Consider the following 21,025-nt stretch of genomic DNA (forward strand, 5'->3'; position numbering starts at 1 on the left):
GAGCAGGTGGTCTGGCGTGTGCGGCGCCGGAATTGGGGCGGAATGATCAGCTCCGGCGAGGCGTGGCGGGGCATCTTGCCAAAGCCTTCCGAAGACGTCCAACCGGCGCGCGGCGGACGCCCCGCCGCCGGGCCCGGGGAACTTGCTCGCCAACTCCCGCACGATGTTCACTCCTTCGGGTGGCGGGCCAGGTGATGTACGCCTCCTGCTCACCGGCACTGGAATGGTCTGGAGCCATACCAGACGGGCGCGCGTGTTGACGGAGCGTCACCCGTGCCCAGGGGTAGGACGAGTCAGGAATGCGAGCACCAGACGTTGCGGAAGACCTCCGGCGGTAACGGGTCCCTTGGCGTGGGCGGGGTGGGTGCGACGGGCTCCGTCACGGAGCACGGCACGTCCTCCGCGCCCGGTGGCACCGTGCCCTCCCCGGCCCTGACGCCCGCCCCGACGCCCCCGGCCCCGCCGGTCGGCAAGGGCCGCAAGGCCCGGGTGCGCAACCGGCTGATCGTCGCCGTCGCCGTGGTCGCCGCCGCGATCGCCGGCGCCGCCGCCCCCGCGCTCCTCACCGCGTCCGCCCAGGTGGGCGAGTCCCAGGGCCTCGTCGACGACGCGCAGCGCACGCAGAGCGCCCTCGCCCTGTCCCGCTCCCTGGCCGACGAGCGCGACGAGGTCACCGCCTTCATCGCCGCCGGACGCCCCGAGGGCAAGGGCCTCAGCGAGGAGCGCAGCGGCCGGGTCGACCGCCAGGTCGAGGAGCTGCGCGCCGACGCCGAGGGCTCGCTGCGCCGCACCCTCGACGAGATCGCCGCCGTCCGCCGCGCCGCCCTCACCGGCAAGGACACCGCCCTCAAGGCGAACGCCGCGTACTCCGCCGCCATCGCCGGCCTGCCCCGGCTCGCCGAGGACCTCGCCGACAGCACGCCCGCCCGGGCCGGCGCGGGCGTCCGCGCCTTCGCCGACCTGGACCGCGCCGTCGAGCAGGCCTCCGCCGCCCGCGGCCTCCTGCTCGCCGCGTACGCGGTGCCCCGGCCCACCTCGACCACGACGGTCCTCGACCCCGTCACCGGGCTGCCCAAGACCGTCGTCTCGGACGCGGCGGGCGGCGGCGCCGAGGAGCGGGACGGACTCACCGCCGCCGCCCAGCTCGCCCAGGTCCGCTCGCAGGCCGCGCTCGACGACTTCCGCGAGTCCGCCCCGGCCGCCGCCGTCACCTCGTACGACTCGACGGTCACCGGGCCCGAGGTCGAGCGGGCCGACAAGTACCTCGCCGCGCTCACCGACGCCCCCACGCTGTCCGCCGCCGAACTGGAGTACAGCAGCAAGAAGGTCGACGACGCGCTCACCGCCCGGGTCGACCAGATGCGGGGCGCCGAGGCCGCCCTCGGCGACCAGCGGATCAAGGCCCTGGAGCAGCTGCGCGACGACGACGTCACCGCGCTCGAGATCCGCTTCGCCCTGGCGGGCTTCTGCCTGCTCGCCGCCGTCGGCTTCGCGATGGGCACCGCCCGCTCGCTGACCCGGCCGCTGGCCGTGCTGCGGATCGGCTCCGCCCGCCTGGCCGCCGAGCCGGGCACCGAGGAGCCGATGAAGTTCACCGGGCGCAACGACGAGTTCGCCCAGGTCGTCCGCTCCGTCAACGCCCTGCACGCGCACGCCCTCGCCCTCCACGAGCGGCTCGGCAGCCTCGAGTCCGACCGCAAGCACCTCATCGGCGAGCGGCAGCGGATGGCCGACGACCGCGACGCGCTGCGCGCCGACCGCGAGGCCCTGCGCACCGAGCTCGCCGAGGCCGCCGAGCGCCTGGACAAGGCCCGCCACTCCATCCACGGCACCTTCGTCAACCTCGCCCTGCGCACCCTCGGCCTCGTCGAGCGCCAGCTCGGCGTCATCGAGGGCCTGGAGGAGCGCGAGCAGGACCCCGAGCGCCTCGGCACCCTGTTCAAGCTCGACCACTTCGCCACCGTCATGCGCCGGCACAGCGAGAACCTCCTGGTCCTCGCCGGTGCCGAGCACGGCCAGCAGCACGCGGGCTCCGTCCCGCTGGTCGACGTCGTCCGTGCCGCCGTCTCCGAGATCGAGCGGTACGAGCGGGTCCGGATCGCCGCGCTGCCGCCGCACGCGCACGTCGCCGGGTTCGCCGCCGACGACCTCAGCCACCTCGTCGCCGAACTCCTGGAGAACGCGACCTCGTTCTCGCCGCCGGACGCCACCGTCGAGGTCTCCGGCTGGCTCCTGGAGAACGGCGAGGTCATGCTCTCCGTCCAGGACGAGGGCATCGGCATGGCCGAGGACCGGATGCGGGAGCTCAACGCGCGGCTGTCCGCCTTCACCGCGGAGCAGGCCCACGACCCGGCGGACGCCGACGGCCTCGGGCTCGGCCTCTACGTCGTCGCGCGGCTCGCCGCACGGCACGGCATCCGGGTCCGGCTGCGCGAGCAGAAGCAGGGCGGTGTCGCCGCCGTCGCCGTGCTGCCCACCGCGCTGCTCGCCGCCGCGCCCGTCGTGTCGGCGCCGCCGGCCGTGCCGGTGCCGGGCGGCGCCCCGGCCGTGCACCTGCCCGGCTCCGAGGCCGAGGCCAACTCCAACGTCCTGGACGGGCGCAGCGCCGACGGCTCCGAGGGTGCGGATCCGCTCATCGCGGCGGCCGAACAGGCCGTGCTCAAGGCGGAGACCACCGAGGCCGATGAGCCCCCCGAGCCCGCCGAGCCCACGGAGCAGTCCGAGCCCGTGGAGCGTCCGGCCGAGACCACGATGGAGCTCATGGCTCCGGTACCGGCCCCCGCGCCCGTGGCCACCGGCGAGTCCGACGCGCACGAGCGCACCCCGGACGAGACCGCGACCACCACCGGGGTCCTGACCGCGACCCCGGCGCTCGCCGAGCCCGAAGCCGACCCCGAGCCCGAAGCCGCGCCCGTGCCCGCGCCCGAGCCCGAAGCCGCGCCGGCTCCCGCGCCCCAGGCCGCGAACGAGACCCATGACCGGCCGGAGCCCGACCACGCTCCCGAGCCGGCCACCGCCGAGGTGCCCGCGCAGCGCACCCCCGTGTCCGAGCCGGCGCCCCAGCGCCTCACGGACAAGGGCCTGCCCAAGCGCACCCCGAAGGCCGCAGCCCAGGCTCCCGCCGCGAAGCCGCGCACCGGCTCCGTGGACGCGGACGCGCTGCGCCGCCGGCTCGGCGGATTCCACCGGGGGGCGCAGGAAGGCCGCAAGGACGTCGCGGCCGAGATCGAAGAACGTATCGGAGAAGCCAAGGGGGACACCGCCGAGGAGGCAAGCAGTTGACTGCGCCCACCCCTGTATCCAGCGCACTCAGCAGCGCAGCGCGCAATCTGCACTGGCTGCTGACCAATCTGGTCGAGGAGGTGCCAGGGCTGCTCTCCGTCGCGGTCGTCTCGTCCGACGGGCTGCTCCTGCTCTCCTCCGACCCGGGGCACAACGCCGAGAGGACCGCTGACCACAGCGGCGGCCCCAAGGGTTCCAGCGCCGACCTGGCCACGATCGTGTCCGGCGTCGGCAGCCTCACCATCGGCGCCGCCAAGCTGATGGACGGCGGGGGCGTCAAGCAGACCATGGTGGCCATGGAGGAGGGCTCCCTCTTCGTCATGTCCATCAGCGACGGTTCTCTGCTCGGCGTGCACGCCACCCCGGACTGCGACATGAGCGTCGTCGCGTACCACATGGCGCTCTTCGTCGGCCGTGCCGGGCATGTCCTCACCCCCGAACTCCGCAGCGAACTGCGCCAGTCGATGGAGAGCACCCGATGACACCCGGCAGTACGAGCACCGGCAAACTCCCCGTACGCGGATCCGACCGCAAGGCCGCCCGCGTCCGCCCCTACTCCCTGACCGGCGGCCGCACCCGCTTCGGGCACGTGCTGCTCGTCGAGACGTTCGTCGCCGCCCTCGAAGCGCCCGAACAGCACCTCGAAATAGGGAAGGGCACGCTCGCGGGCGTCATGCCGGAGATGCGGGCCATCGTGGAGCTGTGCCGCCGCATGCGCACGGTCGCCGAGATCGCGGCGCTCCTCAAGATGCCCCTCGGTGTGGTCCGCGTCCTCCTGAGCGACCTCGCCGACCAGGGAAAGATCCGTGTGTACGGAACCGGTCACGGCCCGGGACAGCCGGACCGCGCGCTGCTCGAAAGGGTGCTGAGTGGACTCCGTCGTCTCTGACGTCACCGAACTCCTCGAAGAAGAGGAGCAGTTGCAGGCCTGGCAGACCGACAGGACCCGGGCCCCGATCGCCACGAAGATCGTCGTGGCGGGCGGGTTCGGCGTCGGCAAGACCACCCTGGTGACCGCCGTCTCGGAGATCCAGCCCCTCCAGACGGAGGCGCTGATGACCCGGGCCAGCGAGGACACGGACGATCTGTCCGCGACCCCCGACAAGGCCACCACGACCGTCGCCATGGACTTCGGCCGCATCACGCTCGACGACGACCTGGTCCTGTACCTGTTCGGCACGCCGGGCCAGCAGCGGTTCTGGTTCATGTGGGACGACCTGGTGCGCGGCGCGATCGGCGCCGTCGTCCTGGCCGACACCCGCCGGCTGTCCGACTGCTTCCCGGCTCTCGACTACTTCGAGAGCTGCGGGCTGCCCTACGTCGTCGCCGTCAACCACTTCGACGGCTCCGAGGAGTTCGAGCCGGACGACGTGCGCGAGGCGCTCACCGTGCCGCCGCACGTCCCCGTCCTGGTCATGGACGCGCGCCGCCGCATATCCGTGATCGAGACGCTGCTCTCGCTGGTCGGCCACGCGCTCGACGCCACCCCCGCCTAGGCCGGAAACTCCGTAGACCCCGCCGGGTCACATCCCTTATTTCGTAAGCAAGTTAGAGGCAGTCGATATGTCGCGGAAGATACTCGTCGTCGGAGCCGGCCAGTCCGGTCTCCAGCTCGCCCTGGGCCTGCAGTCCCACGGGTACGAGGTCACTCTGATGTCCAACCGCACCGCCGACGAGATCCGCTCCGGCCGGGTCATGTCGACGCAGTGCATGTTCCACACCTCGCTCCAGCACGAGCGCGACCTGCAGCTCAACTTCTGGGAGTCCCAGGCCCCGAAGATCGAGGGCCTCGGCGTCTCCGTCGCCGCCCCCGGCTCGCACGACCCGGGCCCCACCCAGCGGGCCATCGACTGGGTCGGCAAGCTCGACGGCATCGCGCAGTCCGTCGACCAGCGCGTGAAGATGGCCGGCTGGATGGAGACCTTCGCCCAGCGCGGCGGCCAGCTCGTCATCCACGGCGCCGCCGTCTCCGACCTCGACTACTTCGCCCGCACCTACGACCTCGTGTTGGTCTCGGCCGGCAAGGGCGAGCTCGTCTCCATGTTCGGCCGCGACGCCTCCCGCTCCCCGTACACGGAGCCGCAGCGCGCCCTCGCCGTCGCCTACGTGCACGGTCTCGGCCCGCGCCCCGAGCACCCCGACTTCGAAGCGGTCCGCTGCAACATCGTGCCGGGCGTCGGCGAGCTCTTCGTCATGCCGACCCTCACCACCTCGGGCCGCGCCGACATCCTGTTCTGGGAGGGCGTACCCGGCGGCCCCGTGGACGCGTTCAAGGGCGTCAAGGACCCCTCCGAGCACCTCGCGCTCACGCTGGAGCTGATGGAGAAGTTCCTGCCGTGGGAGTACGCCCGCGCCACGAAGGTCGAGCTGACCGACGCCAACGGCACGCTCGCCGGCCGCTACGCGCCGACCGTCCGCAACCCGATCGGCCGGCTGCCCTCGGGCGGCGCGGTCCTCGGCGTCGCCGACGTGGTCGTCGCCAACGACCCGATCACCGGCCAGGGCTCCAACTCGGCCTCCAAGTGCGCGGCCGCGTACCTCTCCTCCATCGTCGAGCACGGTGACAAGCCGTTCGACGAGGAGTGGATGCAGTCCACGTTCGACCGCTACTGGGACACCGCGCAGCACGTCACCAAGTGGACGAACACGATGCTCCAGGCCCCGCCGGAGCACGTCCTCAACCTGCTCGGCGCCGCCGGCCAGCTCCAGCCGGCCGCCGACCGCTTCGCCAACGGGTTCAACGACCCGGCCGACTTCGAGAACTTCTTCTACGAGCCGGCCAAGACCGAGGCGTACCTCGCGTCGCTGACGCAGTAGCCCGTCGTCACTCGGTGAGGGACGGCGGCGCACCCGGGTCGGAGTACCCGGTGTCGTCGCCGTCCGTCGCCCCCTCCGGCAGGGCGGGGGCCTTGTAGCCGGACATCGGGTCCGCGCCGGGGTCCGGCCGGACCGCCCCGAGCACCGGGTTCGCCGCGATCGGCGACACCTTGACCTTCGCCCCGGGGCGCGGCGCCTGCACCACCATCCCGTCGCCGAGGTACATCGCCACGTGCGTCGCCTCCGGGAAGTACACGACGAGGTCCCCGGGCCGCAGCTCGCCGATCGGCACCCGGCGCAGCTGCGCCCACTGCTCCTGCGAGGTCCGCGGGATCGTCCGGCCCGCGTGCGCCCAGGCCTGCGAGGTGAGCCCCGAGCAGTCGAACGAGTCCGGCCCCTCCGCGCCCCACACGTACGGCTTCCCGATCTGCTCGACGGCGTACGAGAGCGCCGCGTCACCGGCCTTCGACGGGGAGCGCGGGGTGGAGCTCAGCGCCCCGGACGCCACGAACTCCCGCTGCGCGTCCGCCGTGCCCTTCTTCTCCAGCCGCGCCAGCTCCGTGAGCTGATCGGCGCTGAGGGAGGCGAGCAGCTCCTCGACCTCCTTGAGCCGCCCCTGCACGGCGTCCCGCTCTTTCCGCTTCTTCTCCGTGAGCTGCATCTGGCGGTCGAGGGCGGCCCGGGCGGTCGTGGCGAGCCCGTCGGTCTTCTTCTCCCGCCCGACCAGCCGGGCGATCGCCGCCTGCTGCTCCCTCGCCGCGCGCCGCAGCACGTGCCCCTGATCGAGGGCCTGCTGCGGATCACGGGCCAGCAGCAGCCGTACGTACGGGGAGATGTCGCTGCTGCCCTGGTACTGGTCCCGCGCCATCCGCCCGGCGGCGACCCGGCTGCGGCTCAGCTCCCCCCGGGCCCGGGCCAGCTTCTCGCTGAGATCCTCCGCGGCCTTCTTCCGCTCCTTCAGCTTCTCCTCGGTGGCGTTGTACGCCTCGGTGGCCTCCTCGGCCTCCCGGTACAGCCGCTGAAGATCCGTCAGCAGTTCGGCCACCGGCCGCTCCTGCCCGGTGTCGTCCGGTCCGGGCGCCGCGCCCGCGGGAACCGGCTGGAGCACCGCCGCCGCGACGGCCGCCGTGCACACCCACCGCACCAGCCTGCCTGACACCTCATCACCTCCGATGCGGGCCAGCCCCTGTGCCCCGCACCGTGAACACCAGCAGACCGTCGTACGACCGGCGCGCGGAGCTGCGCGACCCGGCCCAACCCCGCCACCCGTCCAGGTCCCACCCGGCGAGCCGCCTTTACTCGGCGCCCTTGTCCTTGTCCTTGGACCACGGCCACCGGATCTCCCGCCCGGTCTTCCCGTCGGGCGCGAACACGTACCGCCACCGCGTCACGAGCTGCACGGCCTTCCCGCTCGGCACGGGCTCCCGCACATACACGAACACGGTCTCCCCGCCCTCCTCACCCGGGACCGGCACCTTGTACACCTTGGGCGGATTCCCGGTGGCGGTCACCATCACGTCCAGCGTCCGCCCGTCGAGCGGCCCCCCGACAAAGGGGATCTCTTCACTCTTCACGGGCCCAGTCTCTCCCAGACGGGGAAGGAGCGCGTCCGAGCGAGCGCGACGCCCGCCGCACGAAAGCTCAGGGACGAGCCCGGCGCCGACACGACCACCTCGACACCGTCCCCGTCGTCGGCGACCCGGACGTCTTTCCTTCCCGGGTGGGCCCATCCTCTGACCCGCACCTCCCGCGCCTGCGGGAACCGCAGAAAGAACTCGAACCCCTCGCCCCCGTTCTGGCGGGCGAAGCCGAGGGTGACGGAGCGCTCCCGCTCGTCGAGATGGACGAAGAAGAGGTCGCTGTCGCTCATCACCTCCGGAGTGCAGAGCGCGGCGAGTGCGGGGGACACGTCCTCAGAGCCGTCCATAGAAGGTTTTCTCGCTCGGTTCGGGGAGTGCCGGGTGGAGCCTCGCGTCGAGGCGGCTGCGGAAGAGATGCGGGCCCCCGTCGTCCCCGCCGGGACCGGCCCGGAATCCGCTGAGGTGCCCGGCGAGCACGTCGGTGTGACTGGTGAACCGCAGGAACGAGCCGCCCTCACCGGCCGAGACCTCGACCCGCATCCGGTGCTCGCCGCCGACGACCTCCGTCAGCGCGAACGACACGACCACCGGCGGCTCCCACTCATCCAGCTCCAGGTCGGCCACCGCGAGGAACTGCACCTGCCCCTGCACGCTGTCGACCCCGGCGGCCACCCACTCCTCCGGCAACGGCAGGGGAGGGGCGGGCAGATCGAGCCGTAGCGTCAAGGTGGGCCCGCGCCAGTCGAGATGCACGGAGCGGAGCCGTACGGCGGTCAGAGGCAGGGGAGATGGGCCGTAGAGCGGGGCGAGGACCTCGCTGTTTCGTACGGAGAGGTGATGGCCGGTCACGAGCGCGGGCCCCCTTCCTGCGTGCTGGTCAGTTCCCGCACAGCCTGCCGCAGCCCGGCGCCGGTCAGGTCGCCGGGCTCCCGCAGGGCGGAATCGGGGGAGTAGTCCTCCAGAACCAGGAAGACCTGGTCGAGCAGGGCCGCGAGGGCACCGACCGGGCGCTCACCGGCCGCCTGCACAGCCCTGTGGGCCTCCCACCAGGCGGCGGCGAAGTCCGGTGCGCCGATCCCCCCTCGGACGGCTCCCTCGATCGGGGCACGGCGGCGGTTCATGCGCCGATCTCACGGAGCAGCTGTTCTTCCTGGTCGGACGGGCACAACAGCACTGCCTCGAAGGAGACCTTCTTCTGCCCGGGAAGATCGGGCTTTCCCGCCCAGTGCTTTGCCGCGTCCTTCAGCATACGGAAGGGAACTTCGCGTTCCTGCGGTTCCTCGGAGAGGACGGCATGGACGTCGTCGATGGTGAGGAGAATGCGTTCGGCGCTGATCCAGTGCAGGTCGAACAGGCAGTCCTGGAGAGCGGGCCAGTTCCAGCCGAAATGGTCCGGAAGTCGCAGCGCCTCGTAGAACTGAGCGAAGACTCCGTCGGTCATGCGCTCCGGTACCAGTCCTCGCCGTCGCTCTCCAGCGCGCTGCGGAGATAGCGGGCCAGAGAGGGCGCGACCCACGTACGGCTGTCGGTCTCGTGGTCCCAGACGAAGACATCGTCCCGCTCGGGGGTGCGGACGAAGGCGAACTGATCGCCGCCGCCGTTGTCGCCGAAGAACATCAGGGCGTCGAACGGCATGTACAGATCGCGGAAGTCCGCCTGCGACCGGAAGGATGCGTTCACTTCGAGGATCCGCTCCGTGCTCCACACGGACTCGGCGCCGTGAACGTCCTCGATACCGTCGGTCTCCAGCAGCAACTCCCGCAAGGCCGACGGCACGCGCTGTCCGAGGCGCTCCTCGATACGGTCCAGTGCCCCGGGGACCGCGGGACCCTCCAGCTCGGTTCCCGGGAACTCCTCTGCGAGTTCACGCCACATGCGTCCTGCCCCCGTGTTCCGCCGGCTCCCGCTTTGTCTCGACGATCGCCAGCACGACATGGCCCTTACGCAGATACGAGGCGACACCCGCACGGTCCTCCTCGCGCAGCGCTCCCGTCCGCCCGGCCATTTCGTCCTTGTGCCGTGCCGGCTCGCGAGCAGACTCAGGATGCCCAGTGGCTGTACTTCGCGCATGTGCCTGTTCTCTGTTCCTCCGCGGGAGCCCGTCGGCCTGCGGGTCATTTGACGATCGGAAGTCCTTGCGGCCCGTCCGGCCATTCGGGCCAGAGTATGTTCGTAGGAGAAGGCCAGGATGAAACGGATGCCGTGCGAACTCCCGCTTCCGGGCCACCACTTCCGGGTCGTCGAGCGAGGGGCCGGGATCGGCGGCCTGAGCGCCGGGAGGCTCCGGCGTGGACTCCTCACGCGCGGGCGGCGGCGGTTCCGCGGGCTCCCGCGCCGCGTCGGCAGGCGTGGCCGGACCGCTCATCTCGGCGTAGTCGGCGAGGCGCGACCTCGGTGTCTTCTGCGGCTGGTCCGCCGCACCCCCGTGCTCAGACATGCCAGCCATGATGGGCACGCCGCTTCGCGAACCGCAACGTGCCTACGTCACACTCCTGTCACGGAACCCGTGCCAGGACCGGCTCTCCCGGGCGTCCCGCGCCGTCCGCCGCCGTCACTGCAAATGTGCTGCGCCGCCCGCCAGACCCAGCACCCGCCGCACCAGCGCGTCGACCGGGCCGTCCGGGGGCTCCAGGGCCAGGGCCCGGCGTACGGCCTCGGCGGTCTCGGGGTCGCGGGTCGCCGTCGCGGTCAGGATGGCCAGGAACTGGTCGACGAGGGCGTCGCGGAGGTCGTCGAGGGGCGGCTGTTTGTCCTCGTCCAGCCAGATCAGCGAGGCGGCCTCGACGGAGGTGATCCACATGCGGACCGTCATGCGCAGTCGCGGGCCCGGTTCGGCGACGGACAGGTGGGCCAGGATGTGGGCGGCGGCCGCGCGGCGCACCCCGTCCACGATCGCGGTCGTCCGGGACGTCTCGACGACACTGCCGCCCTGGAGCAGCGCGGCGAAGCCCATGTCGTGCTCGTCGACGAAGGCCAGATAGCGGTCGAGGGCGCGGGCCAGGCGTGTGGTGAGCGGGCCCTCGGGCGGTTCGGCGAAGCACTGCTCGAGCGCGTCCGCCGCCGTGCGCAGGGCGGCCTCGTACAACTGCTGCTTGCCGCCCGGGAAGTAGCGGTAGACGAGCGGCCGGGAGACCCCGGCGGCCTCCGCGACGTCGTCGAGGGAGACCTCCTCGGGGGCCCGGTGCGCGAACAGGGACAGCGCCGCCTCCAGCAGCTGCGCGCGCCGCTCCTCGACGCTGAGCCGTCTGTAGGCGGGCGTGCCGGTTGCCGAGGTCATGGTGCGAAGAGTAACCGGCATGTCCCGGTCCGTCCTCAGGCCAGCAGCCCCGAGGACCGCCACAGTTGACGCCCGGCGCCGCGCAGCACGCCGATGTCGTCGAGGAAGTCCGTGAGCCGCTTCGCGCCCGTCTGCATGACCTCGCGGCGGTGCCCGCTGGCCTTGACCTCGGCCATGGCCCGCCGCCGGTCCAGGCCCACGTTCGTGTAGACCTCGGGGTTGATGAAGGCGACGGAGAAGACCCGGGCGAACTCGCCCGAGGTGAGCCGCGTGAACTCCTGCGACCAGCGCGGCGCCGTCACCATCTGGCGCCGCAGCTCCTCACGCGCGTACCGGACGTGCCGGGCCTCCTCGACGACGTGGATGCGCGTGACGCCCCGGATCAGGGTCTGCACCCGGTCGTCGGGGAAGGTCAGCCGCTGCATCCAGTCGAGGATCTCCTCGCCGAGCAGCGTCGCCGTGAAGGAGCCGGGCGTGGTCGACACCGTCTTGAACAGCCGGCCCAGGTGGTGGTGGACGCGCGCCACCGGGTAGTGCGGGGTGCCGCCGCGCGTGATGAGCCGGGCGAACATCTTCGAGTGCCGGCACTCGTCCTCGATCTCGGTCAGCGCGTACCGCACGTGCGCGCTCGTCGCCGCCTTGTCGTAGACGTGCCGGACCAGCAGCTGCATCAGGATCAGCTCGAACCAGATGCCGAGCGAGGCGAGCGCCGCGGCCTCGTGCCGGGACAGCGCGATCCGCTGCTCCTCGCTCATCCGCTTCCACAGCGGGGTGCCGTACAGCGACACGAGCTCGGGCGGCCAGAACCACTTGCCCTCCTCGAAGGGCGCGTCCCAGTCCAGCTCCTTGTCGGGGTCGAACGAGTGCTTCGCGGAGGAGTCGAGCAGTCGCTCGGCCACCTGCTCGCGGCCTTTGAGCAGGCCGAGCGCGTCCCGCAGTCCTTCAAGCGCCGCGTCGTCGGCCGGTGTCGTGGTCGTCATCGCTGACTCCGCATCCCTGTGGGCGAGTTCACTCTTATGAGATGCCTTGTCAGCAAGGCCGTCAATGGTTTGCGCACGACTTGTTGACCCCGCGTCCAACAGCGTGTGAACCTGCCGGTATGTCGACGCACGAGCTCTACACCAGGGCCCCGAGCGACCTCAACTGGCAAGTACCGTCGGCCAGTTCGGCCCGCTTCAGCTGGGAATACGACGACGGACGCGACCGACTGCTCGCCCTGTACCAGAAGGGCAAGGACAAGCAGTGGGACGGCGCCAAACGCATCGACTGGGACCTGGAGGTCGACCCCTGCGACCCCCTCGGCACCCCGGACGAGGCGATGTCCCTGTACGGCACGCCCCACTGGGCGAAGATGACCGAGCGGGACCGGGGGGAGCTGCGCAAGCACTACGCGTCCTGGCAGTTCAGCCAGTTCCTGCACGGCGAGCAGGGCGCGATGGTGTGCGCGGCGCGCATCGTCGAGTCCGTGCCCGACCTCGACGCCAAGTTCTACTCCGCGACCCAGACCATGGACGAGGCGCGGCACGCGGAGATCTACGGACGCTTCCTCCACGAGAAGATCGGGATGCTCTACCCGATCGACGACAACCTGCAGTCCCTGCTCGGTGACACGCTCCGCGACTCCCGCTGGGACATGCCCTACCTCGGCATGCAGGTGCTCATCGAGGGCCTCGCCCTCGCCGCGTTCGGCATGATCCGCGACACCACGGACAAGCCGCTCCCGAAGCAGATCCTCGCCTACGTGATGCAGGACGAGGCCCGCCATGTCGCGTTCGGGCGGATGGCGCTGCGGGACTACTACAAGCAGCTGACCGACGCCGAACTGCGCGAACGCGAGGACTTCGTCATCGAGGGCTGCTACCTCATGCGGGACCGGCTGCGCGGCGTCGAGGTCCTGGAGGACTTCGGCATCCCCCGGGCGCAGGCCGAGGAGTACACCGAGCAGTCCGAGTTCCTGGCCCTGTTCCGGCAGCTGCTCTTCTCCCGGATCGTGCCCTGCGTCAAGGACATCGGCCTGTGGGGCAAACGGCTCCAGGAGGCCTACGTGGACCTCGGCGTCTTCGAACTCGGCGACTCGAACCTGGACCAGCTCATGGCCCAGGACGAGGAGGTCGCGGAGAAGCTGGACGCGGAGCGGTTCGCGGAGGAGGAACGGGGACGGGTGGAGGAGGTCGAGGCGGCGATCCGGGCCGGAGAGGGCTGAGGCCCGGGGCGGGGCCGGTCGGGCGGCACGGGGTGTCGGCGGGATGCAGTAGCGTCTCGATCGTGTCCACGCCACCTCCGCCCCAGCCCCAGCAGCCGAACCCGTACGGCCCGCCGCAGCAGCCGCAGCCGTACGGGCAGCAACAGCCTTACGGTCAGCAGCCGTACGGGCAGCCGCCGGCGTACCCGGGGTTCCCGCAGCAGCCGGGAACCCCCTACCCCGCCCCCTTCGGCGCCCCGCCGCCCCCGAAGAAGCGGACGGGCCTGATCATCGGCATCGTCGCCGGCGTCGTGGCCCTCGGCGTCATCGGCGTGGGCACGCTCGCGTACATCGGATCCCGGGTCGCGGGCGACTTCCCCGAGGCCGAGTACAAGCTGACGCTCCCGAAGACCGTCCTCGGCGGGAAGTACGAACTCGCGCAGGACATGTCCGAGGAGAAGGGCCAGGCGCTGGAGCAGGAGGCCGACGACTCCTGGGACGCCCGCGACACCAAGGCCGTGGTCGGCCAGTACACGCTCGGCGGCGACGCGTCCAAGGGCGTGCTCGTCGTGTCCGGCATGTACGGGCGGTTCAAGAACACCGACGAGGCGCGGGACAACATGATGAAGGGCGGCGGCGAGGCGGAGAACGCCGAGGTCGCCGTCGCCCCCCGGGACTTCCACCCCGCCGGCAGCGACGTCACCATCACCTGCGAGGTGCTGACCCAGTCCGGCGGGGCCGGGCGGCTGACGATGCCGATGTGCGGGTGGGTGGACGGCAACACCGGCGCGTCCATCGGCGAGGTCGACACGGAGTCGATGTCGAAGGATCCCGAGGACGTGGACCTGGCCGCTGTCGCCGAGACCGCGGCGAAGGTCCGGGCCGAGCTCCGTCAGCCGCTCTGACCTGGGGGAACGGCACCGGGACCGTCAGCCCTTCGCCGTGCGCAGAACCGCCTCCATGACCGCGCGGGCGATGGGCGCCGCGCTGCCGCCGCCGCTCACGTCCGCCCGGTTCGCCGCCGCGTCCTCGACGACCACCGCGACCGCCACCTCCGGCTGGGCGGACTGCGCGGACTGGGCGTAGGAGATGAACCACGCGTACGGCGTGCCCTCGTTGTTGACGCCGTTCTGGGCCGTGCCCGTCTTGCCGCCCACCGTCGCCCCGGGGATGCGGGCGTTCGTACCGGTGCCGTCCTCGACGACGTCGACCATCATCTTCTGGAGCTGGGACGCGGTGTAGGGGGACATGGCCTGCCGGTACGTACGGCTGCCCGTCGTGGAGATCGCCGTGCCCCCGCTCGTCGTCGTACGGTCCACGAGGTGCGGCGCCATCACCGTCCCCCCGTTGGCGACCGCCGCCGCCACCATCGCCATCTGCAACGGCGTCGCCCGCGTGTTGAACTGCCCGATCGAGGACAGCGCCAGCTGCGACTGGTTCATGTCGGTGTCGAAGTTGGACCGGGACACGATCATCGGGACGTGCACACCGGGATCGTTGAAGCCGAAGGCGCGGGCCGTCTCCACCATGTCGTCCAGGCCCACGGCGACCCCGAGCTTCGCGAACACCGTGTTGCAGGAGATGCGCAGCGCGTCCTCGAGCGTCGCGTCCTCGCACGCGGCGGACGCCGACTCGTTGCCGAGCCGGGTCGTGGTCCCGGGCAGCGTGTACGGCACCGGCGTCCGGGTCGGCGTACCGATCCCGTCCACCACCTCGTGCTCCAGCGCCGCCGCCGCCGTGACGACCTTGAACGTCGAACCCGGCGGATACGTCTCCCGGATCGCCCGGTTGAGCATCGGCCGCTCCGGATCCGCGTTCAGCCGCCGCCATGCCCGCTCCGCCGCCGCCCCCGTCCCCGCGAAGTCCCCGGGATCGTACGAGGGCGCCGTGACCAGTGCGAGGATCCGCCCCGTCGCCGGTTCGATCGCCGCGACCGCCCCCTTCTTCCCGCCGAGCCCCGCGTACGCCGCCTCCTGCGCCCCCGCGTTCAGCGTCGTCGCCACGTCACCGCCCGGCTCCCGGGACCGGGACAGCTCGGGCCAGAACGGGAACGGGGCGAGCAGCGGGCTCGTCCCCGACAGGATGCCGTCCTCCGCGCCCTCCACGAACGAGGAGCCGTACGTCTGCGAGGCGTACCCGGTGACGGGGGAGTACAGCGGCCCGTTCTTGTACGTGCGCTCGTACCGCAGCGCCTGACCGCTGTCCCTGGCGCCGGTGACCGGCCCGCCCTGCACGAGGATGTCGCCGCGCGGCTGCCCGTACTGCGCGATGCTGCCGCGCCGGTTGGCCGGGTTCGCGTCCAGGGAGCCGGACTGGAAGACCTGGACGCGGGTGGAGTTGACCAGCAGCGCGACCAGCAGGATCAGGCAGAAGACCGCGGCGCGGCGGATGTACCGGGTCATCGCCCCGCCCCCGGCCCGGCGGCGGGCAGCGCTCTGCGGGCCGAATCACTGATCCGGACCAGGATCGCGACGATGACCCAGTTCGTGACGACGGACGAACCGCCCTGCGCGAGGAACGGCATCGCCATGCCCGTCAGCGGGATCAGGCCCGTCACGCCGCCCGCGATCACGAAGACCTGCAGCGCGACGATCGAGGCGAGCCCCGTCGCGAGCAGCCGGCCGAACGGCTCGCGCAGTTCCAGCCCGGCCCGCAGGCCCCGCTCCACCAGCAGCGCGTACAGCAGATAGATCGCCGTCAGCCCGACCAGGCCCAGCTCCTCGCCGGCCGTCGCCAGGATGAAGTCGGACTTCGCGGCGAAGCCGATCAGGATCGAGTGCCCCATCCCGAGCCCGGTCCCGAGCATGCCGCCCGCCGCGAACGCGAACAGCGACTGCGCGAGCTGACCCGGCCCGTCACCCGCGGCGATCGAGGCGAACGGATGCAGCCAGATCTCGACGCGGCCGTGCACGTGCGGCTCGAAGGAGGCGACGACGAACGCGCCCGCCGCGGCGAGCAGCAGCCCGATCGCGATCCAGCTGGCCCGGCCGGTCGCCACGTAGAGCATCACGACGAACAGGCCGAAGAAGAGCAGCGACGTACCGAGGTCCGTCTCCAGGATCAGGACGCCGACGCTGAGCAGCCAGATCGCGAGGATCGGCGCGAACACCCGCATCGTGGGCAGCTGGAGCCCCCAGATCCGGCGGCCCGTGTACGTGAGCGCGTGGCCGTTCGCCGCGAGATAGCTGGCGAAGAAGATCGCGAGGAGCACCTTCGCGAACTCGCCGGGCTGGATGGAGAATTCGCCGATCCGGATCCAGATGCGGGCGCCGTTCACCGCGGGGAAGAAGCCCGGCAGGATCATCAGGGCGAGCGCCGCCGCCACCGACAGGTACGCGTACCGCTGGAGCACCCGGTGGTCGCGCAGCAGCATCACGAAGACGATGAAGAGGGCCACGCCGATCGTCGACCACACCAGCTGGGTGGGGGCGGCCTCGTCGTGCGGGGTCTCCAGGTCGAGGCGGTAGATCAGCACGAGGCCCAGCCCGTTGAGGAGCACCCCGATCGGCAGCAGCAGCGGATCGGCGTACGGGGCGCGCAGCCGGACCGCGACGTGCGCGAGGAGCGCGAGCACGCCGAGCCCGGCGCCGTAACCGGCGGCGCCGGGCGGGACCGCGTCGCTCCTGGCGAGGCCCACGGCGCAGTAGCCGTAGACGCTGAGCAGCACCGCCAGGACCAGCAGGGCGAGTTCGGTGCCCCGGCGTCCGGGGACGCGCACGGCGGGCACCGAGGGGGGAGCCTTCGTTCCCGGTGAGCCCGGTGTACCCGTGGGTGCGGTCATACCGGGAACGTAGCAAGCAAGTGCCGGATATCCGGTTATGTCAGCACCAGCGGGGCGCCCGCCCGATGTTGTCGATGTACTTCGCCGAGCCCCATGCCCACGTGCCGTCGGTCAGCAGGTACCAGAGGTGGTTGCCCTCGACGTTCTGACCGCTCGTCTTGCAGAAGATGGGGACGATCGCGTTGTACGGCTCCACGCGGACCACGCGGCTGCCCCGGGTGGGGGCGTCGCGCAGCAGGAGCCCGGACTTGGCCGTGACCCGGCCCTTGTAGACCGGTGCGTGGTGGCCACCGCCACCACCCCAGTCGCCGCCACCGCCACCGCCCCAGTCGCCGTCCGCCATGGCGGGCGACGCGGTCGCGGCGAGCGTCGCGGCGGCTGCGACGGCTATGCCGATGCGGGTGCTGACGGTCCGTACGGACATGCGAGCCATGAGGTCTCCTCCTGGGACGGGCGTGAAGCGGAGCCGGAACAGCTCCCCACCGCCCACCCAAGCCGCACCGCCTCCCGGGCGCACGGTGGCCGCCGCCTTCGGGGTGACCACCCGGACGGCCGATTTCCTAGCCGGGCCACACCGCCGGCTCCTCGTACGGCAGGGTCAGCGTGGCCACCGCCCCGCCGTCCCGCGCGTTCGTGAACCGCAGGCGGGCGCCCAGGACTTCGGCCTGCCCGAGGGCGATCGTCAGACCCAGACCATGGCCGCGCGCCCCGCCCTCGGTGCGGAACCGCTGCGGGCCGTGCTCCACCAGATAGTCCGGATAACCCGCGCCGTGGTCCCGGACCGTGATCACCGGCCCGTCCACCGCGAGCTCCACCGGCGGGCCGCCGTGCCGGTGCGCGTTCGCCACCAGGTTGCCGAGCACCCGCTCCAGGCGGCGCCGGTCCGTCACCACGCACACGTCGGAGACGACGGTCACCGCCGTCTCCGCGCCCGCGAACCGCACCACCCGCTCGACCACCGGCTCCAGCCAGGTCTCGTCCAGGTCCACACGCTCGCTGCGCGCGTCCAGCCGGGAGATCTCCAGCAGGTCCTCGGTGAGCGTGCGCAGCGCCGCCACCCGGTCGCGCACCAGCTCGGTCGGCCGGCCGGGCGGCAGCAGCTCCGCCGCCGCGTGCAGCCCGGTCAGCGGCGTCCGCAGCTCGTGCGCCACGTCCGCCGTGAACCGCTGCTCGGTGAGGATCCGGCCCTGGAGCGAGGCGGCCATGCTGTCGAGCGCGGCCGCGACGGCGGCGACCTCGTCCTGATGCCGTGCCGGGTCCTTCGTGCGCGGGTCGCCGACCCGTGCGTCCAGGTCCCCGGCGCTGATCTTGCGGGCCACCCGGGCCGTCGTGTGCAGCCGCCTCGTCACCCGGGTCACCGCGAACGCGCCGACCAGCAGCGTCGCACCGATCGCCAGCACCGACGAGCCCAGGATCGCGTTGTCGAGGCCGTCGATGGTGCGGGCGCCCTGCGCGTAGTCGATCCGCACCGCGAGGGCCCGCCCGCCGGAGGCCGGTCCCGCCGCCCACATCGTCGGGGACGCGTCGTGGTCGCCGATCATCGTGCCGCGCTCACCCCGCGCGGCCAGCTCGTGCAGCGCTGTGGGCAGCTGCGGCGGGTCCACGCCCGCGCCGGGCGGCAGCCGGCTGCCCGACTCGTAGCGCCGCGCCGCGTCGTCCAGGAGCGACAGGGCGCGGTCGCGGGCCTGGCCCACCGTCTGGTCCGTCACGGAGACGTGCACGAGGACGCCGAGCAGCGCGGCCAGCGCGCAGCACATCACGGTGATGAACGCCGCCGCCTTCCAGGTCAGCGAGGCGGTCCAGGCGGGCGGCCGCAGCCGGCGGCGCGTCATGAGCGGCTCGGGTACGGAGACGGGGACGGTACGGCCGAGGACGTACCGGAGGGCGAGGCCGTCGGCGTCCCGGGCGGACCCGTGCGGATGATCTCGTCCCGGGTCGGCAGCATCGCCTCCTGATGGCTGTCGTACGACCAGGAGGTGCGGTACTCGTACCCCGGCAGGTCGGCGGCGGCCCGGACGACGAGGATGCGCCCGGCCAGCTGCACGTTGATGACCGCGTCCTTGTCGTCCATGATCTGCGTCAGCCGGCCCCCGCGGTACACGTAGACCTGCGTGTAGAGCTGGCGCTTCGGGGCCCGCACCGCGACCAGCAGATCCGGCTTCCCGTCACCCGTCAGGTCCGGGTAGTACGCCCTGAGGACCGGGCAGCCGGACGCGCCGGATCCGCCGGGCCCGACCGGCCCGCACGCGTCGAGCCGGTCCACGACGTCGTCGTAGTCCTTGCGGTCCGCGTGCATGCGGGCGCGCACGACGGCCAGCGGGTCGACCTTGCGCAGGTCGCCGCCGGGCACGTCGACCCCCTTGACCACCGCCGTCTCGCCCGCGCCGTAGTCGTCGGCGGGGCGGGTGGCGGGCGGCAGCTTCGGCCACAGGGTCCGCGGGCCCACCGCCGTCGGGGTCGCCCCCGCGCTCTCCAGACCGCCCGCGTCCCCGCAGCCGGTCAGGGCGGCCGCGCCGATCAGGAGCAGCACGGCCGCGGGCACGGTGCGGGCAGCGCTGCCGGGGCGCCTGGACGTCACTGCACTCCTGCCTGTGTCCTCTCGATGGCCGGCCCCTCCTTCGGGCCGCTTCGGATCCTAAGGGGGCGGAAGTCCTTTCTATTCACCCGAAGGAGGCTGCGCACCTCGGGGCGGGCCCGGTCACTGGTCACTGCGCCCGCGCCGCACCGAGGCGTACACGAGCCCGCCGGCCCCGGCCGCCGTCATGGCACCGCCCGCGAGCAGGAAGTACCGGTTGGGCCCCTCGGCGGGCTGGTCGGCGGCGGCCCGCTCCTCGTGCGCCGTCGCTGTCGCCGTCGCTGTCGCCGGCGTCTTCTGCGCGACGGCCACGCCCGCGGGCGCGAGCAGCAGACCACCGGTGACCACGGTGAGGGCGGCACGGCGCAACAGGGCGGGACGCATCAGGGAACTCCGTAAGTCCGGCGGGTCATTTCCTCGCAAATTGAGCGAACGCCCAAACCGTAGAACCAGACCGTCACGACGGCTCGGCGGCTGTGTAACAGCGGGCCCACGCTCTCCGCCCGATGCGATGAAGGCGGCCCGTCGCCTTCTTGCAGTGCGCGGGGCTTGCTGCTCCCATGGTCAGGGGGTGATGGGTATGGGTATGAGCGGAATGCGCGTCGTACCGACCTGGCGGCACGGCCAGGAGCGGCTCCACGTCATCGGGGAGGACGGGCGCCACGTCGCCTGGTACGACAGGGAGGCGGCCCGGGTCACGCTGCTGGGGCCCGACGAGACGGTCTGCGAGGCGGTGCTCGCCACACTCGGCCCGTTCCTCACCGGCCAGGTCACGGTCGGCCCGCCGCCCGTGCCGACCCCCGCCGAGCTGGCCCGGCTCGGCCTCCACCCCGACGACGACCTCGCGCCGAACCGGCCCGGCGAGGCGCTCCTCGTCGACCTCGACCGCGACCCGCCGGCGCACGGCCGCCTCCGCACGGACCCGCGCCGGCACGCGCTGGCCGCGCAGCAGCGGGTGGGGGAGCTGCTCGACCGGTTCGACGGCGCGGGCTGGCGGGTCCTGCACTCCGTGCCGCTGCCCGGCGCCGCCCGCATCCACCACCTGCTCATCGGGCCCGGCGGCCTGTTCGCCCTGCACGTCCTGCCGGCCCGCAGGCGCCGCGTACGGATCGACGACCCGCTGGTCGGGGCGGGCCGCGGCGAGCCGCGGCCGCTGCTGCGCCGGGTCAGGTCGGACGCGTCCCGCGCCACGTTCGCCCTGACGGCCGAGGTCCGCCCGGCGCTGGTCCTGGTCGACCCCGCGGCGGTGGAGACCCCGGTCCCGCCCCGGGACGTCCGCCTCCTGACCGACTCGGAGCTCCCCGCGCTGTCCCGCACGGGTGGACTCCTGAAGCCGGCGGACGTCGAGGCCCTCCACGCCATGGCCCGAGACCGCCATACCTGGCTCCGCCTCTGACCCGCGCCTTTCCTCACCGGCCGGTCCGTCCTGCGACTGCGGCCCCGGTGGGGGCGGGCCGCGCAGTTCCCCGCGCCCCTAGAGGCGAGCGGCTTCGCCGCTCAGCCTCTATCGGGGAAATGCGGCGCGCAGCGC

General features: G+C 72.4%; 23 protein-coding genes. 8 read left to right on the forward strand and 15 right to left on the reverse strand.

Annotation, left to right across the window (positions count from 1 at the left end):
* The first annotated feature begins 360 nt into the window (after positions 1-360).
* The 5 genes from ACFW9D_RS11175 to ACFW9D_RS11195 all read left to right on the forward strand — a co-directional run bounded on the left by ACFW9D_RS11175 (position 361) and on the right by ACFW9D_RS11195 (position 6,099).
* On the forward strand, positions 361-3,282 hold the full coding sequence (locus ACFW9D_RS11175; RefSeq protein WP_384620343.1) for a nitrate- and nitrite sensing domain-containing protein: 2,922 nt from the start codon (positions 361-363) through the stop codon (positions 3,280-3,282).
* The gene (locus ACFW9D_RS11180; RefSeq protein WP_384620346.1) at positions 3,279-3,764 is read left to right on the forward strand and encodes a roadblock/LC7 domain-containing protein; all 486 of its coding nucleotides are present in this window, start codon (positions 3,279-3,281) and stop codon (positions 3,762-3,764) included. Before ACFW9D_RS11175 ends, ACFW9D_RS11180 begins: the two co-directional genes overlap by 4 nt.
* Positions 3,761-4,171 carry a DUF742 domain-containing protein gene (locus ACFW9D_RS11185; protein ID WP_188336891.1) on the forward strand — a complete coding sequence of 137 codons (411 nt, stop codon included), beginning with the start codon at positions 3,761-3,763 and terminating at the stop codon, positions 4,169-4,171. The genes ACFW9D_RS11180 and ACFW9D_RS11185 overlap by 4 nt, the downstream gene beginning before the upstream one ends.
* The gene (locus ACFW9D_RS11190; protein WP_188336890.1) at positions 4,152-4,778 is read left to right on the forward strand and encodes an ATP/GTP-binding protein; all 627 of its coding nucleotides are present in this window, start codon (positions 4,152-4,154) and stop codon (positions 4,776-4,778) included. Before ACFW9D_RS11185 ends, ACFW9D_RS11190 begins: the two co-directional genes overlap by 20 nt.
* A 67-nt stretch (positions 4,779-4,845) precedes the next feature.
* Complete coding sequence (locus ACFW9D_RS11195; protein ID WP_384620349.1) at positions 4,846-6,099, forward strand: styrene monooxygenase/indole monooxygenase family protein; 1,254 nt, start codon at positions 4,846-4,848, stop codon at positions 6,097-6,099.
* Between the two features lie 7 nt (positions 6,100-6,106).
* Here ACFW9D_RS11195 and ACFW9D_RS11200 read toward each other — a convergent pair whose 3' ends face one another.
* The 9 genes from ACFW9D_RS11200 to ACFW9D_RS11240 all read right to left on the reverse strand — a co-directional run bounded on the left by ACFW9D_RS11200 (position 6,107) and on the right by ACFW9D_RS11240 (position 11,936).
* A complete protein-coding gene (locus tag ACFW9D_RS11200; RefSeq protein WP_384620352.1) occupies positions 6,107-7,258 on the reverse strand; it encodes an NlpC/P60 family protein in 1,152 nt (383 codons plus the stop codon).
* Between the two features lie 136 nt (positions 7,259-7,394).
* Positions 7,395-7,673 (reverse strand): hypothetical protein, encoded by a 279-nt coding sequence (locus ACFW9D_RS11205; RefSeq protein WP_384620355.1) that lies wholly within the window; start codon positions 7,671-7,673, stop codon positions 7,395-7,397.
* A complete protein-coding gene (locus ACFW9D_RS11210) occupies positions 7,670-8,026 on the reverse strand; it encodes a hypothetical protein (protein WP_384620358.1) in 357 nt (118 codons plus the stop codon). Before ACFW9D_RS11210 ends, ACFW9D_RS11205 begins: the two co-directional genes overlap by 4 nt.
* The gene (locus tag ACFW9D_RS11215) at positions 8,013-8,528 is read right to left on the reverse strand and encodes an Imm50 family immunity protein (RefSeq protein ID WP_384620361.1); all 516 of its coding nucleotides are present in this window, start codon (positions 8,526-8,528) and stop codon (positions 8,013-8,015) included. Before ACFW9D_RS11215 ends, ACFW9D_RS11210 begins: the two co-directional genes overlap by 14 nt.
* The gene (locus tag ACFW9D_RS11220) at positions 8,525-8,800 is read right to left on the reverse strand and encodes a hypothetical protein (RefSeq protein WP_384620364.1); all 276 of its coding nucleotides are present in this window, start codon (positions 8,798-8,800) and stop codon (positions 8,525-8,527) included. The genes ACFW9D_RS11215 and ACFW9D_RS11220 overlap by 4 nt, the downstream gene beginning before the upstream one ends.
* Positions 8,797-9,120: a barstar family protein gene (locus tag ACFW9D_RS11225; RefSeq protein ID WP_384620367.1), complete on the reverse strand. Its 324-nt coding sequence runs from the start codon at positions 9,118-9,120 to the stop codon at positions 8,797-8,799. The genes ACFW9D_RS11220 and ACFW9D_RS11225 overlap by 4 nt, the downstream gene beginning before the upstream one ends.
* On the reverse strand, positions 9,117-9,554 hold the full coding sequence (locus ACFW9D_RS11230; protein ID WP_384620369.1) for an SMI1/KNR4 family protein: 438 nt from the start codon (positions 9,552-9,554) through the stop codon (positions 9,117-9,119). The genes ACFW9D_RS11225 and ACFW9D_RS11230 overlap by 4 nt, the downstream gene beginning before the upstream one ends.
* A gap of 676 nt (positions 9,555-10,230) precedes the next feature.
* Positions 10,231-10,956 (reverse strand): TetR/AcrR family transcriptional regulator, encoded by a 726-nt coding sequence (locus ACFW9D_RS11235; protein WP_188336883.1) that lies wholly within the window; start codon positions 10,954-10,956, stop codon positions 10,231-10,233.
* A 35-nt stretch (positions 10,957-10,991) separates the two neighbouring features.
* Positions 10,992-11,936 (reverse strand): diiron oxygenase, encoded by a 945-nt coding sequence (locus ACFW9D_RS11240; protein WP_188336882.1) that lies wholly within the window; start codon positions 11,934-11,936, stop codon positions 10,992-10,994.
* A gap of 119 nt (positions 11,937-12,055) precedes the next feature.
* Between ACFW9D_RS11240 and ACFW9D_RS11245 the strand changes: the two genes are divergently transcribed.
* Both ACFW9D_RS11245 and ACFW9D_RS11250 read left to right on the forward strand, forming a co-directional pair.
* Positions 12,056-13,159 carry a ferritin-like domain-containing protein gene (locus ACFW9D_RS11245; protein ID WP_188336881.1) on the forward strand — a complete coding sequence of 368 codons (1,104 nt, stop codon included), beginning with the start codon at positions 12,056-12,058 and terminating at the stop codon, positions 13,157-13,159.
* 62 nt (positions 13,160-13,221) lie between these two features.
* The gene (locus tag ACFW9D_RS11250; RefSeq protein WP_384620374.1) at positions 13,222-14,043 is read left to right on the forward strand and encodes a hypothetical protein; all 822 of its coding nucleotides are present in this window, start codon (positions 13,222-13,224) and stop codon (positions 14,041-14,043) included.
* A 24-nt stretch (positions 14,044-14,067) separates the two neighbouring features.
* On the opposite strand, the gene ACFW9D_RS11255 is transcribed toward ACFW9D_RS11250, so the two are convergent.
* The 6 genes from ACFW9D_RS11255 to ACFW9D_RS11280 all read right to left on the reverse strand — a co-directional run bounded on the left by ACFW9D_RS11255 (position 14,068) and on the right by ACFW9D_RS11280 (position 19,878).
* Positions 14,068-15,540, reverse strand: a complete 1,473-nt coding sequence (locus ACFW9D_RS11255; protein ID WP_188336879.1) for a penicillin-binding transpeptidase domain-containing protein — start codon at positions 15,538-15,540, stop codon at positions 14,068-14,070.
* Complete coding sequence (locus tag ACFW9D_RS11260; RefSeq protein WP_384620377.1) at positions 15,537-16,919, reverse strand: FtsW/RodA/SpoVE family cell cycle protein; 1,383 nt, start codon at positions 16,917-16,919, stop codon at positions 15,537-15,539. Before ACFW9D_RS11260 ends, ACFW9D_RS11255 begins: the two co-directional genes overlap by 4 nt.
* A 40-nt stretch (positions 16,920-16,959) precedes the next feature.
* Positions 16,960-17,343: an SH3 domain-containing protein gene (locus tag ACFW9D_RS11265; protein ID WP_188341309.1), complete on the reverse strand. Its 384-nt coding sequence runs from the start codon at positions 17,341-17,343 to the stop codon at positions 16,960-16,962.
* A 136-nt stretch (positions 17,344-17,479) separates the two neighbouring features.
* Entirely contained in the window at positions 17,480-18,751 is a 1,272-nt protein-coding gene (locus ACFW9D_RS11270; RefSeq protein WP_384620380.1) for an ATP-binding protein, read from the reverse strand.
* Positions 18,748-19,497 (reverse strand): hypothetical protein, encoded by a 750-nt coding sequence (locus ACFW9D_RS11275; RefSeq protein WP_188336876.1) that lies wholly within the window; start codon positions 19,495-19,497, stop codon positions 18,748-18,750. Before ACFW9D_RS11275 ends, ACFW9D_RS11270 begins: the two co-directional genes overlap by 4 nt.
* A 120-nt stretch (positions 19,498-19,617) precedes the next feature.
* Positions 19,618-19,878 (reverse strand): hypothetical protein, encoded by a 261-nt coding sequence (locus tag ACFW9D_RS11280; RefSeq protein WP_384620383.1) that lies wholly within the window; start codon positions 19,876-19,878, stop codon positions 19,618-19,620.
* A gap of 202 nt (positions 19,879-20,080) precedes the next feature.
* Here ACFW9D_RS11280 and ACFW9D_RS11285 point away from each other — a divergent pair, with 202 nt between their 5' ends.
* Positions 20,081-20,890 (forward strand): nuclease-related domain-containing protein, encoded by an 810-nt coding sequence (locus ACFW9D_RS11285; protein WP_384620386.1) that lies wholly within the window; start codon positions 20,081-20,083, stop codon positions 20,888-20,890.
* Positions 20,891-21,025: the final 135 nt, after the last annotated feature.

It is taken from the genome of Streptomyces sp. NPDC059524 (genome assembly GCF_042749255.1).
Taxonomy (GTDB): Bacteria; Actinomycetota; Actinomycetes; order Streptomycetales; family Streptomycetaceae; genus Streptomyces; species Streptomyces xanthii.